This is a genomic window from Acuticoccus yangtzensis, assembly GCF_001927245.1.
Taxonomy (GTDB): Bacteria; Pseudomonadota; Alphaproteobacteria; order Rhizobiales; family Amorphaceae; genus Acuticoccus; species Acuticoccus yangtzensis.
The window spans coordinates 1,273,053-1,285,479 of sequence record NZ_MJUX01000001.1; the positions used below are offsets into that span (position 1 = coordinate 1,273,053).

General features: G+C 69.1%; 11 protein-coding genes. 3 read left to right on the forward strand and 8 right to left on the reverse strand.

Features of this window, described 5'->3' with window-relative positions; genetic code table 11:
* Positions 1-27 precede the first annotated feature (27 nt).
* The 7 genes from speB to BIX52_RS05725 all read right to left on the reverse strand — a co-directional run bounded on the left by speB (position 28) and on the right by BIX52_RS05725 (position 7,790).
* Complete coding sequence (gene speB / locus BIX52_RS05695) at positions 28-1,005, reverse strand: agmatinase (RefSeq protein WP_075219930.1); 978 nt, start codon at positions 1,003-1,005, stop codon at positions 28-30.
* Complete coding sequence (locus BIX52_RS05700; protein WP_075219931.1) at positions 1,002-2,426, reverse strand: CHAD domain-containing protein; 1,425 nt, start codon at positions 2,424-2,426, stop codon at positions 1,002-1,004. Before BIX52_RS05700 ends, speB begins: the two co-directional genes overlap by 4 nt.
* A gap of 119 nt (positions 2,427-2,545) precedes the next feature.
* The gene (locus BIX52_RS05705) at positions 2,546-3,289 is read right to left on the reverse strand and encodes a sulfite exporter TauE/SafE family protein (protein ID WP_075219932.1); all 744 of its coding nucleotides are present in this window, start codon (positions 3,287-3,289) and stop codon (positions 2,546-2,548) included.
* A gap of 118 nt (positions 3,290-3,407) precedes the next feature.
* Positions 3,408-3,818, reverse strand: coding sequence for a hypothetical protein (locus BIX52_RS05710; protein ID WP_139312716.1), 411 nt, complete (start codon positions 3,816-3,818; stop codon positions 3,408-3,410).
* 103 nt (positions 3,819-3,921) lie between these two features.
* A complete protein-coding gene (locus BIX52_RS05715; protein ID WP_075219934.1) occupies positions 3,922-6,213 on the reverse strand; it encodes a xanthine dehydrogenase family protein molybdopterin-binding subunit in 2,292 nt (763 codons plus the stop codon).
* Between the two features lie 65 nt (positions 6,214-6,278).
* Positions 6,279-7,055 (reverse strand): SDR family oxidoreductase, encoded by a 777-nt coding sequence (locus tag BIX52_RS05720; RefSeq protein WP_075219935.1) that lies wholly within the window; start codon positions 7,053-7,055, stop codon positions 6,279-6,281.
* A 33-nt stretch (positions 7,056-7,088) separates the two neighbouring features.
* The gene (locus BIX52_RS05725; protein WP_075219936.1) at positions 7,089-7,790 is read right to left on the reverse strand and encodes a GntR family transcriptional regulator; all 702 of its coding nucleotides are present in this window, start codon (positions 7,788-7,790) and stop codon (positions 7,089-7,091) included.
* Positions 7,791-7,931: 141 nt separating this feature from the next.
* Here BIX52_RS05725 and BIX52_RS05730 point away from each other — a divergent pair, with 141 nt between their 5' ends.
* The 3 genes from BIX52_RS05730 to BIX52_RS05740 all read left to right on the forward strand — a co-directional run bounded on the left by BIX52_RS05730 (position 7,932) and on the right by BIX52_RS05740 (position 10,639).
* Positions 7,932-8,891: a 3-hydroxyacyl-CoA dehydrogenase gene (locus BIX52_RS05730; protein ID WP_075219937.1), complete on the forward strand. Its 960-nt coding sequence runs from the start codon at positions 7,932-7,934 to the stop codon at positions 8,889-8,891.
* An 8-nt stretch (positions 8,892-8,899) separates the two neighbouring features.
* Complete coding sequence (kce, locus tag BIX52_RS05735; RefSeq protein WP_075219938.1) at positions 8,900-9,826, forward strand: 3,5-dioxohexanoate:acetyl-CoA acetone transferase; 927 nt, start codon at positions 8,900-8,902, stop codon at positions 9,824-9,826.
* A 117-nt stretch (positions 9,827-9,943) separates the two neighbouring features.
* Positions 9,944-10,639 (forward strand): RraA family protein, encoded by a 696-nt coding sequence (locus BIX52_RS05740; RefSeq protein WP_075219939.1) that lies wholly within the window; start codon positions 9,944-9,946, stop codon positions 10,637-10,639.
* Between the two features lie 102 nt (positions 10,640-10,741).
* On the opposite strand, the gene BIX52_RS05745 is transcribed toward BIX52_RS05740, so the two are convergent.
* Positions 10,742-12,298, reverse strand: coding sequence for a catalase (locus BIX52_RS05745; RefSeq protein WP_075219940.1), 1,557 nt, complete (start codon positions 12,296-12,298; stop codon positions 10,742-10,744).
* Positions 12,299-12,427 lie beyond the last annotated feature (129 nt).

Sequence of the window (12,427 nt, forward strand, 5' to 3'; positions counted from 1 at the left end):
CGTGGTTCGGGGCCTCGCGCCGCCCGTTCAGAGTGAGCCGGTCACGCGCGGCGCCAGCCCCGGCACGCCCTTCATCACGCCGAACAGCCCCATCATGTTCAGCGCCATCGTCGCCGCGGCGAGTGCGGTGACTTCAGCGTGGTCGTAGGCGGGCGCGACCTCCACGATGTCCATGCCCACGAAGGGCACGCCGGCGAGGCCGGTGAGGATGCGCTCGGCGGTGCCGGTGGAAAGGCCGCCGCAGACGGGCGTTCCGGTGCCGGGCGCGAAGGCGGGGTCCAGAACGTCGATGTCGAAGGTGAGGTAGGACGGCCCCTCCCCGGCGATCTCGGCGATGCGGCGGGCGACGGCGGCGGGCGGGTGGTCGGCCACCGCGTCGGCGTCGATGGTGGTGAGGCCGAACGTCTCCTCGTTGCCGGAGCGGATGCCGACCTGCACCGAGCGGGCGGGGTCGATCACGCCTTCCTCGACGGCGCGGAAGAACATGGTGCCGTGGTCGATCCGCCGGCCGTTGTCGCGCCAGGTGTCGGAGTGGGAATCGAACTGCACCAGTCCCAGCGGTCCGTGGCGGGCGGCATGGGCCTTCAGCACAGGGTAGGTGACGAAATGATCGCCGCCGAGGCAGAAGAGTTTGGCCCCGGTGGCGATGATCTCGGCCGCGCGCGCCTGAAGCGTGGCGGCGAAGGCGGCGGTGTCGCCGATGTCGAAGGCAAGGTCGCCGGTGTCGACCACGTTGAGCCCGGCGAAGGGGTCGGCGGTCCAGCGCCACGGCCCGCCGGACCAGGTGACGCTGGCGGAGGCGGCGCGCACCGCGCGGGGGCCGAGCCGCGCACCCGGCCGGTTCGTCACCGCCTGGTCGAACGGGATGCCGAGAACGGCGACGTCGGCGCCGGAAGGGTCGCGCTGGTAGCGGCGGCGGAACAGGCTCGTCGCCCCGCCGAACCAATTTTCGTTGCCGATGCCGTAGTCGCCGCCGGTGAAGGCGCGGTCGGTGGTGTCGTTCACGGCGCGCCCTCCTCCTCGGCGGCCGCGGCGGGCACGACGCCGGCCATCGCGGCGTTGTAGTAACGCGGATTGCCGGTCACCTCGCGCCCCAGCCAGGCGGCGTAGGGGACGGGCGCATCCGGCCGGGGCAGCTCCACCTCTGCGAGGACGAGACCGGGCTCGGGGCTCGCGAACTCGTCCACCTCCACGGTGGCGGCGCCGACGGGAACGATGAACCGGCGCTTGCGGATGGTGGTGCCCTCCGCCATCGCCATCAGCGCCTCGGCCTTGGCGAGCGGGATGCGGTATTCGATCTCGGTGCGGCTGAGGGTGGCGCCGCTGCTCTTCACGGTCATCGTCGCCTCCTTGCCGTTCTTGATGCGCACGCGCACGCTGACCCGGCCGGTCACGGCGATGTAGCCCTGCTCGATCTCGGCGCTGCTCTTGGCGGCGGCGCGCCAATCGTCCCCGGCGACGAGGAATTTGCGCTCGATCTCCAGCTCACCGGTCGAGGGCGTCTCCGGCTCGGCGTCGGCGGCGGGGTCGTCCACGGGCTGGCGGCGCCATGCCTTCCACAGCGCCTCGATGCGGCGGGCGACCACCTTCGGATCATCGGCGAAGACGCGGGCGGCGAGCATCATCGCCTCGGCATGCAGGGCGGCGCGGCGCTCCTCGGCCAAGGTGACGACGGGCGCCACCAGATCGGCCGCCAGCGGAGCGTCCTTCAGCGCGGCGACGAGAAGGGAGAGGTCGCGCTCCTCGCCCAGCCGGTCGGTCAACGCCTCCACCTCGTCCGCGAGCGCGCTCATCGGCCCCGGCCACAGATCGCGCAGGAGGCGGATGTGGGCGTGATAATACTTCACCTGCTTGCGAAGGTCGTGCAGGCGATCCGCGCTCGGCTTCTTGCGCACGGCGGCGAGATCGTCCGCCGCCCGGCGCAGGATCGCCTCGACTCCTTCGGCGACGGTGGCGGCCTCCTTGCCCTTCACCGTCCACTCGCGCACATCGTCGAGCGCGCCGGCCATGGTGGCGCGGAAGTCCGCCATCGCGTCGGCGAGGTCGGAGGCGTCGGCGTGGGCTTCGCGCCGCCTGTCGACGAGGACGTTGCGCACGGTGGCGGCGGCGGCGCGGTCGAAGCGCGGCCCGCAGGCGTCGGCGAGACCGTCGAAGGCTTCCAGCAGGACAGCCGCGTCACGCACCGTCGAAAGGCGGCGCGCAGCATCGCGGAAGGTCGCGTTCTTGTCGCCATAATCGGCGAGGCCCGGCCGCACGAGCCGCACGAGGCCGCGCAGCTTCTTGGTGCGGCGGCGCACGCGGTGGACGGCGGTGGCAAGGTCCGACGTCGCCGCCGCCTCCTCCAGAGCGCGGCGGATCTGCGAGCGCGCCACCCGCCGGACCGCATCCTGCAACGTGGCGTCAGTGGGCTTGAACTGAAACGACATGGTGGGTCCGTCCGCACGAGGCGCAACCATTGCGCCGACGCCAGAGGATTGTCACAGCCGGCGGCCCGGCGCCAGCGGATGTGCGTGCGGGCCCCGCCCTTCCCCTCGAACCCGCCGCGTCAGAGAAGGGCGCCGATGCCGCTGACGACGAGGAGCGCCGCCAGCAAGGCGAGCATGACGAAGATGATCCGCCGGAAGCCGTCCATGCTGAGGCGCGAGGCGAGACGGTCGCCGATCGGCATCCCCACCACGGTCGCCACCAAGGACAGGACGCCGAGGCCGAACCGCTCCCACGTCATCGTCCCTTCGACGAGAAGGGCGAGGATCTGGATGGCCGACAGCACGAGGAACATCGCCGAGATGCTGCCGACGAAGCCGGGACGCTCCAGCTTCAGCGCGGTAAGGAAGGCGATACTGACCACGCTGGAGATCCCCACCGCGCCCTGCATCAGCCCGGCGAGGAAGCCGAACGGCGCGCCGAGGCGGCGGCTCTCCTCCATCGACACCTCGAACGGGGGCAACAGCACGCGCGAGCCGAGATAGGCGAGCACCGCGGCGCCGAGGCCGATCTGCAACACGTCCACCGGCGCATGAGCGAGGACGAAGGTGCCGGCCCCGACGCCAACCATCCCCGCAATCAGATAGGGGACGAGATAACGCTGCTTCGGCAGCTCGGCGCGAAACTTCACCACCTGCTGGATGTTGGTGACGACGATCGGCACGGCGACGATGGCGATCGCCGCCGGAACGCCGAGGTGCATGGACAGGACCGGCGTCGCCAGAAGCGGCAGGCCGATGCCGATGGCCCCTTTCATCACCGATCCGATGAAGATGGTGACGAGAACGAGGGCGATCGTCAGCACGGTAAACGCCGGACCGCTGCCGCCGTGCAGACGGATGCGGGAAGGATGGTCGCGCGGCAGGCCGCGGACGGGCGCACGGCGCGGCCCGTGTCGGGGAAAGTCATGGGGGGTGAAACAGTCAGCTCACGGGTGCGGAGATCGGGCAATCGTCGAACGTGGGGTCGAGCTCGTCCACCCGGAAACGCAGCTTGCTCGCCACTTCGACGAAGACCTTCTTGCCATCTTGCTCCTCGACCGTGAAGCACGATGTGGAGGTCGTGGTCGCCCGCGGATAGGTGAAGCAGGTCCGCCCGTCCTCGTCGATCTCCACAAAGCCGGTCGAGATCTGCCCTTCGATGTTGTAGACGGTCTCGCCGTTGGGCGAGATGCACTCGAACCATTGCTCGTTTGTCTCGACGAGCACGCCCGACATTTTCACCCCCAGCATGAAGTCCCGCACTTCCTGCGCGGTGAGGGGATCAGCCAGACTGTGGGTTGCAAGAAGAGACAGGGCCAACGACGGGCCCACCCAGGCAACTCGACCAAACATCCATGGTCCTCGCCGGAAACAGTCGAACGCGCCTAGCATAGGCCCCGCTTTCACGCAAATCTTCGCAGGGAATGCCGGCGCGTCCGTTGTCGTCCCGCCGCCGTTAAGCGGCGCCGGCCGCGTGCAGCGCCTGCCACACCCGCAGCGGTGTCGCCGGCATGTCGAACGCGCCCACCCCGCGCGAGGCGAGCGCGTCGTTGACCGCGTTCAGCCCCGCCGCGACGGCGCCGACCGAGCCCGCCTCGCCGACACCCTTCACGTGCAGCGGGTTCAGCGCCGTCTCCACGTTCGAGAAGCCGGTGGCGATGGCGGGCATGTCGTCAGCGCGCGGCACCGAATAGTCCATGAAGCTGGCCGACAGAAGCTGCCCGTCGCCGGGGGCGTAGACGACGTTTTCCTGGAAGATCTGTCCGAGCCCCTGCACCACGCCGCCGTGGATCTGGCCGGACGCAAGCTGCGGATTGAGCACGCGGCCGATGTCCTCCACGGCCTTGTAGCTGGCGATCACGCAGGCGCCCGTGTCGGGGTCCACCTCCACCTCGCAGACGTGGAAGCCGTTCGGGAAGGTCGCCTCCTCCGGCTTGAACGCACCCGCACCGGCGAGCGGATCACCCGCCGCGGCCGCCTCGGCACCGAGCTCGGCGAGGCCCACCGCGCGGTCGGTGCCGACGACGCGGAACACGCCCGCCTCATATTCGATGTCCGCCTCGGCGGTCTCGAGCTTGTCCGCCGCCTTGGTCTTGGCCTTGGCGACGAGCTCGTCGACCGCCATGAGGACGGCCGCGCCGCACGAGATCATGGCCGAAGAGCCGCCCATACCCTTGCCCTCGGGAACGATGGCCGTGTCACCCTGCGCGTAGCTGAAGAGGTCCGGGGACAGGCCCAGCTTTTCGGCCGCCACGTCGATCATCGCGGTCTCGAGCCCCTGCCCGGCGCTGAACGCCCCGCCGGTGAGAAGGATCTTGCCGTCGGCGCCGAGGGTGATGTCCGAATAGTCCGTCGCCGTGCGTTTGTAGGGGCCGCCGGCCGCCTCCACGCACATGGCGACGCCGAGGCCGCGCAGGAGGCCCTTCGCCTCGCTGGCCGCGCGCCGTGCCGGAAAACCAGCGACGTCGCAGAAGGCGGTGCCGTCGGCCAGCACCTTGGGGAAGTCGCCGCAGTCGTAGTTGAAGATGAAGGGCGATTCCCACGGCATCTCGTCCGCGGTGATGAGGTTGCGGCGGCGGATCTCGACCGGGTCGATGCCCAATTCGCGCGCCGCCTGGTCCACCGCCCGCTCGATGGCGAGAGTCGCCTCCGGCCGCCCCGCCCCGCGATAGGCCGACACGGGTGCCGTATGGGTCAGCATGCCCGTCAGCCGCGCGGCGATGACCGGCGTGCGGTAGACGCCGGCGATGCCGCCGACATTGAAGATCGGCGGCTGCGACCGGCCCGTGGCATAGGCGCCGAGATTGGCCCACAACTCCACGAACAGGCCGGTGAAGATGCCGTCCGCATCAAGGCCCAGGGTGACGTCGAGCAGGACGTCGCGGCCGGCCTCGTCGGTGAGGAAGTCCTCGGTACGGTCGGCGATCCAGCGCACCGGAACGCCCATTTTGCGCGCGGCGTAGAAGATCAGCATCTCCTCGCGCATCGGCCCCATCTTCATGCCGAAGGAGCCGCCGACGTCGCCGGCCACGACGCGCACGGCCTCCGGCGCCAGATCGAAGGCGGACGCCAGCGCACCACGCAGCCCCTGAGGCTGCTGATGGCTGACGTAGAGCGTGGTCTGCCCGTTCTCCTCACGCGCCAGAGCGTTACGCGGCTCCATCGCCGCCGGAGCGACGCGCGTCACCGGCGTCCTCACCCGCACGGTATGGGCGGATGCCGCGATCGCCGCCTCCGCCGCGGCGCGGTCGCCGTGCCCCCACTCGAAGCCGATGTTGCCGGGGCGGTCGTCGAACACCAGAGGCGCGCCTGGCGCCTTGGCCTCGGCCACCGTCGTCACCGCGGGTTCGTCGTGATAGTTGATCTCGACCGCCTCGGCGGCGTCCATCGCCGCGGCGCGGCTGTCGGCGAGCACCAAGGCCACCGGCTCGCCGACGAAGCGGACCCGCCCGTCCGCCAAGAGAGGCCGCGCGGTCTGGCTCCACACCTTGCCGTCCGGCCCGGTGACGTTGAGCGGGGCCTGCACAGGGCCGATCCCGTCCGCCGCGAGGTCGGCCGCCGTGAGGATCGCGCGCACGCCGTCCATGTCCGCCGCCGCGCTGGTGCCGATATCGGAAATGCGGGCCGAGGCCATCGGCGCCCGCACGAAGACCGCCCGCAGCGCGTCCGGCGCCGTTACATCCGCCGTATAGCGGCCCGTTCCCGTGATGAAGCGTGCATCTTCGATGCGCCCAGTGCGATTGGACATGACATCTCTCTTCCTGGCGAAAGGTCGGGCCTGAGACGGCCCAAAGGCGGGGACTGGTGGCCCGGTTACATCAGCGATTGGGTGTCACCGTCGATGGATATGGCCTGACCTGAGATGGTCCGTCCACGCTCCGAGGCAAGAAAGAGCATCTGATCGGCCAATTGCCGCGCGGTGACGAAGGTGCGCATGGAGTTCATGGCGAGCGCCGCCGCCTCGATCTCCTTGGCGCTCACGTTCTTCGCCCGCGCCTTGCCCTCGAACACGCGCTGGATGCGGTCACCCGCCACCAGCCCCGGCAGGATCGCGTTACAGCGGATGCCGAACGGCCCGAGCTCGATCGCCAGCGACTTGGTGAAGCCGATGACGCCCCATTTGGCCGCCGCATAGGGCGAGCGCAGGCCGAAGCCGAACTTGCCCGCCGCCGAGGACAGGTTGACGATGAGCGGGTTGGACGACTGCTTCAGATGCGGCACCGCGAGGCGCGCGCAGTTGAACTGGCCGGTGAGGCAGATGGCGAGGCAGTCGTCCCACTCCTCCGGCTCCACCTCGTCGACATACTTCGTCGGCCCGGCGATGCCGGCATTGTTGATGAGGACGTCGAGACCGCCGAGGTCGGCGAGCGCGGCCTTGAACAGCCGGTCCACCGCCGCGCGGTCAGATACGTCGCACACGGTGCCTTTGATCGCGGGATCGCTCGCCTCCAGCGCCTCGAGCGCGGCTTCATCGACGTCGCACACGTGGACGCGCGCGCCCTCTTCCACGAAGGCGCGCGCGGTCTGAAGGCCGATGCCCCCGGCCCCCGCTGTGATGAGCACCTTCAGGCCCTTCAGTCCAAGCTCCATGGTCGTCTCCCCTCGTTTCTCGTTGTCGTTGGGTCAGCGTGCGAGGCGGCCGGTGGCGGCGATCAGCCCCGCCGTCGTCTCGATATCCTGTTTGATGGCGGCGCGCGCCTCTTTCCCGTCACGCGCCCGCACGGCGGCGATGGCGCGCGCATGCTGCGCCTCCGCCCCGCCGATGGCGAGCCGCTGCGAAGAAAGGCGCAAATCGAGGTTCAGGACCGGGCCGATCTTCAGCCAAAGCCCGGTGATGATGGGCATCAAGGTCGGCAGATCGGCCGCCGCATAAAGTGCGAAATGGAAATTGCGATTGGCCTTCAGTGCGGCGACGCGGTCCGGGATCGCCGCCTCGCACTCGCGCCGGAAGGCCGCGTCATGGGCCGCGATGCCGGCCATATCGCTGTTCTTGTGGTTGTAGGCGGCCTGCTCGGCGGCGAACCCTTCGATCGCCACGCGAACCGTGGTCAATTCGCAAAAGGCCTCGCGCGTCATCACCGGCACGGCCACCGCCTTGTTGGGCGAAACCTCCAGCGCGCCGTCCGCCACCAGGCGCGACACCGCCTCGCGCACGGGCATGACGGACGTGCCGAGCGTTTCGGCGATGTGGCGCAGCGAAATCTTCTCGCCCGGTGCCAATTCGCCGCCCACCAGCCTTTGACTGAGCGCCGCGTAGACCTGCGTGCCGAGCGTGACCTTACGGCCGCTCTCGGAGCTGGCAACAACGGCGCTGGCTTCGGGCATTGAACGCTCTCGACAAACGAGGAGACTTGGTTCAGCGTAAGTGTGATCACAGACCGCGGCAAGCGGCGACGGCAGGTTTTGCGCTGATCCGGCCGAGGGAGGCGAATGCCTCGTCCACGGAACAGCGCCAGGGGGGACGGCATGAAGGCGGCGATCATCGGCGCGGGACTGATCGGACGCGCATGGGCGATGGTGTTCGCCCGCGGCGGCTGGTCCGTCAGCCTCTTCGACCCGGTGGATGGTGCGGCCGCAAACGCCCTTTCCGCATGCGAGGCGGGCCTTTCCACCCTCGCCGCCCACGGCCTTTGCGACGATCTCGCCGCCGCCTTCGCCCGCATCTCCGCAGCGCCCAGCCTCGCCGCCGCGCTGGATGGCGCCGCCCACGTGCAGGAGAACGGGCCGGAGGTGCTCGCCACCAAACAAGCGATCTTCGCCGAGCTGGATGCGCTCGCGGCGCCGGAGACGGTGCTCGCCTCGTCCACCTCCGCGCTGCAATGCTCGCTCTTCACCGAGGGTCTCGCCGGGCGCGCGCGCTGCCTCGTCGCCCATCCGGTGAACCCGCCGCATCTGGTGCCGGTGGTGGAGCTTTCCGGCGCGCCGTGGACGGACCCCGCCGTCGTCGCCCGCACCCGCACGATGTTCGAGGCGCTGGGCCAGAAGCCCATCACGGTGAAGAAGGAGGTGGACGGGTTCATCCTCAACCGCCTTCAGGCCGTGCTTCTGGTGGAGGCGCTGCGGCTCGTCGGCGAGGGTTACGTGTCCGCCGAGGACCTCGACGCCACGGTGGCCGAGGGGCTGGGGCTGCGGTGGTCCTTCATCGGCCCGCTCCAGGTGGGCGAATTGAACGCACCCGCGGGCCTTGCCGACTATCTCACCCGATATGGTCCCTTCTTCGCGCGGGTGGCCGCCGGGTTCGACGGCGAGGCCGCGCTGAACCCCGACAATATCGACCGCTGCATCGAGGCCTGGGGCGCCGCCCCCTCGGCCGAAGCCGTCGCCGAGATGAGCCGCTGGCGCGATGCCCGTCTCGCCGCCCTCGCCGCCCACAAGAGGGCTGCCGCGCCCTTCGCGCCCGCCCCCGCTTCCTCCGCCGATACATAGGAGCTTTCATGGCCAACAAGGTCATCATCACCTGCGCCGTCACAGGGTCGATCCACACGCCCTCGATGTCGCCGCACCTGCCGATCACGCCGGAGGAAATCGCCGACGCCGCGGTGGGCGCGGCCGAGGCGGGCGCCGCCATCGTCCACCTTCACGCGCGCGATCCGCAGACGGGGCTGCCGGACCAGTCGCCCGAAGCCTTCGGCCGGTTCCTCGGCGTGGTGAAGCAGCGCTCCAACGTGGTCATCAACATCACCACCGGCGGCGCGCCGACGATGTCGGTGGAAGAGCGCATGAAGCCGGCCGAGGTGTTCAAGCCGGAGGTCGCCTCGCTCAACATGGGGTCGATGAATTTCGGCCTGTTCCCGATGCTGAACCGCTTCAAGGAGTTCAAGCACGACTGGGAGAAGCCCTACCTGGAAGGCTCCAAGGACCGGATCTTCAAGAACACGTTCGGCGATATCGAGCATATCCTGACTGCCTGCGCCGAAAACGGCACGCGGTTCGAGATCGAATGCTACGACATCGGCCACCTTTATACGCTGGCCCACTTCGTCGACCGCGGTCTGGTGAAGCCGCCCTTCTTCGTGCAGTCGGTGTTCGGCATTCTGGGCGGCATCGGCGGCCACCCGGAGGACGTGGCGCACATGAAGCGCACCGCGGACCGGCTGTTCGGGAGCGATTATCGCTGGTCCGTGCTGGGGGCCGGGCGCAACCAGATGACGATCGCTGCCATCGCGGCGGCGATGGGCGGCAACGTGCGCGTCGGGCTGGAAGACAACTTGTGGGCCGGTAAGGGGCGCCTCGCCACCACCAATGCCGAGCAGGTGACCATCGCCCGCGGCATCATCGAGGGCCTGGGGCTCGAGATCGCGACACCGGACGAGGCGCGCGAAATCCTGTCGCTGAAGGGCGGCGACCGCGTCGAGTTCTGACGCCGTGCGCGGCGGTTCGCGGCGAGGGCGCGCCGCCATCCGCCGCGCCCCCACCGCGACGCTCGTCCGCACGCCCGACATTCCGCCGGCCGCCGTGCCGCATCTGGAGCCTGACCCGTGATCGAAGCCCCTCCCCTCATCAGCATCAAGCGCACCAGGCGCAGGCCGACGGAAGCACAGATCGCCGCCTTCCAGGGTGTGCCGACCGGCTTCGTGGTCGACGCGCTCTATAATCGCGGCGCGCTGTCCTCGGCGATCGTGCCGCTGGCCGGGCGGGAGCGCCAGCCGACCATCGCCGGCCCGGCTCTCACGGCCGAATGCACGCCGGGCGACGTTCTCGGCACCTTCGCCGCGTTGGGCTCACTGGTGCCGGGCGACATCCTCCTGACCGCGTTCGGCGGCTATCAGGGCTGCGCCGTCGCCGGCGACCGGCTGGCGGGGATGATGAAGAATTGCGGCGCCATCGGCTTCGTCACGGATGGGCCGATGCGCGATTATCCGGGCGTCATCGCCACGGGCCTGCCGGTGTGGTGCTCCGGGATCACGCCCGCATCGCCGCAGATGACGGGGCCGGGCATGGTCGGCTTCCCCATCCAGATCGGCGGCCAGGAGGTCGAGACGGGCGACATGGTGATCGCCGATCAGGACGGCGTCGTCGTGGTCCCGTTCGAGCGCATCGACGAGGCGCTGGAGGGTCTGGAGCGCGTCAAGACGGCCGAGGCGGAGGCCGACGCCAAGGTCGCCGCGGGCCTCAGGATCCCGCCGTGGGTCGAAGCGATCCTGGCGGGCGATCAGACGGTGACGAAGGACTGACCACGAAAAAGCCCGCGGCGTCGGCCGCGGGCTTCGCTCATAGGTGCAGGCTTCGCACGAAGGCGGCGCACTGTCGCGCCGCCCCCGGCAAACCTCGACGGCTTATTCCGCCGCGTGGGACATGCCGGGCAGGCCGTGGGCGGCGTTGCCGGCGGTCTTCTGCGGCGTGTTGCCGGTGATCGGCAGGCCGTTCGGGTCGTAGCCCGCGTCACGGCTCTTCGCCTCCCAGGCGGCACGCACACCGGCCTCGTAGCGCGGATCGCAGGCCCGCAGGTGGCCGAACCAGCGCTCGACGATCTCGGTCGGCACGCCGACCATCGCCCCGCCCATGTTGGCGTGGAGACGGTCGCGCTCCTCCTGGCTCATCACCTCGGCATAGAGCGCGCGGGGCTGCTCGTAATCGTCGTATTCGGTCCGGTCGTAGCGGTCGGCATCGCCGGAGATCTTCAGCGGCGGCTCCTGCGCGGACCGGTCTTCCTGCGCGCCGTTGAAGGAGTTCGGCTCGTAGTAGGCGTTCTCGTTGCCGGAGGCGAGGCCACCGTACATGTTCATCTCACCATCGCGGTGATAGTGATGCACCGGGCAACGCGGGCGGTTCACCGGGATCGTCTCATAATGCGTACCGAGGCGGTGACGGTGCGCGTCGGCATAGGAGAAGATGCGCGCCTGCAGCATCTTGTCCGGCGACCACGAAATCCCCGGGACGATGTTCGACGGCGAGAAGGCCGCGTTCTCGATCTCGGTGAAGTAGTTGTCGGCGTTGCGGTTCAGCTCGAAATAGCCGACCTCGATCGGCGGGTAATCCTTGTGCGGCCACACCTTGGTGAGGTCGAACGGATTGTACGGCGTCTTCTCGGCGTCTTCCTCGGGCATGATCTGCACCTGGAAGGTCCAGCGCGGGTACTCGCCCTTTTCGATGCCGTTGAACAGCGCTTCCTGGTAGCCTTCGCGGGTCCGGCCGATGATCTGCTCGGACTCCTCGTTGGAGTACCACTTGTGGCCCTGCTGGGTCTTGAAGTGGAACTTCACCCAGTAGCGCTCGCCGGCGTCATTCCACAGCGAGAAGGTGTGCGAGCCGTAGCCGTTCATGTTCATCGGCGTCTGCGGCAGGCCGCGGTCCGACATAAGGATGGTGACCTGGTGCAGCGCTTCCGGCGTCAGCGACCAGAAGTCCCACATCGCGGTCGGGGAGCGCATGTTGGTCTTCGGGTGACGCTTCTGGGTGTGGATGAAGTCCGGGAACTTGTACGCATCGCGCACGAAGAAGACCGGCGTGTTGTTGCCGACGAGGTCCCAGTTGCCCTCTTCGGTGTAGAACTTCAGCGCGAAGCCGCGCACGTCACGCTCGTGGTCGGCGGCGCCGGCCTCACCCGCGACGGTGGAGAAGCGCGCCAGCATCGGCGTCTCGGCGCCGGGCTGAAGCACCTTCGCCTTGGTGTACTTCGAAATGTCGCCCGTGATGACGAGCTTGCCGTGCGCGCCCCAGCCCTTGGCGTGGACCGTGCGCTCGGGGATCCGCTCGCGGTTCTGATGGGCGAGCTTTTCGATGAGCTGGTAGTCCTGCAACAGGACGGGGCCGCGCTTGCCTGCCGAAATGGAGTCCTGGTTGTTCGGCCAGGGCGCGCCGCCGGAGGTTGTGAGCTTGGGACGATCGACCATCGGATTGGGCTCCTCGAATTGTTCTGATTGGACATGTAGGCAAGAGACCGCCTATCGTCCAATCAGAATTTGGGGAGCGGAATATAGACGATCCCTATCTCGGTTTCCCCGATCGCAAAGCAGCGGCCT

Bases quoted from the DNA above. Each gene is read 5' to 3' on its own strand.
- kce (WP_075219938.1), top strand. From the start codon at position 8,900: ATGGCCAACAAGGTCATCATCACCTGCGCCGTCACAGGGTCGATCCAC.
- BIX52_RS05725 (WP_075219936.1), bottom strand. From the start codon at position 7,790: ATGCCCGAAGCCAGCGCCGTTGTTGCCAGCTCCGAGAGCGGCCGTAAG.
- BIX52_RS05730 (WP_075219937.1), top strand. From the start codon at position 7,932: ATGAAGGCGGCGATCATCGGCGCGGGACTGATCGGACGCGCATGGGCG.
- BIX52_RS05700 (WP_075219931.1), bottom strand. From the start codon at position 2,426: ATGTCGTTTCAGTTCAAGCCCACTGACGCCACGTTGCAGGATGCGGTC.
- BIX52_RS05715 (WP_075219934.1), bottom strand. From the start codon at position 6,213: ATGTCCAATCGCACTGGGCGCATCGAAGATGCACGCTTCATCACGGGA.
- BIX52_RS05720 (WP_075219935.1), bottom strand. From the start codon at position 7,055: ATGGAGCTTGGACTGAAGGGCCTGAAGGTGCTCATCACAGCGGGGGCC.
- BIX52_RS05745 (WP_075219940.1), bottom strand. From the start codon at position 12,298: ATGGTCGATCGTCCCAAGCTCACAACCTCCGGCGGCGCGCCCTGGCCG.
- BIX52_RS05710 (WP_139312716.1), bottom strand. From the start codon at position 3,818: ATGTTTGGTCGAGTTGCCTGGGTGGGCCCGTCGTTGGCCCTGTCTCTT.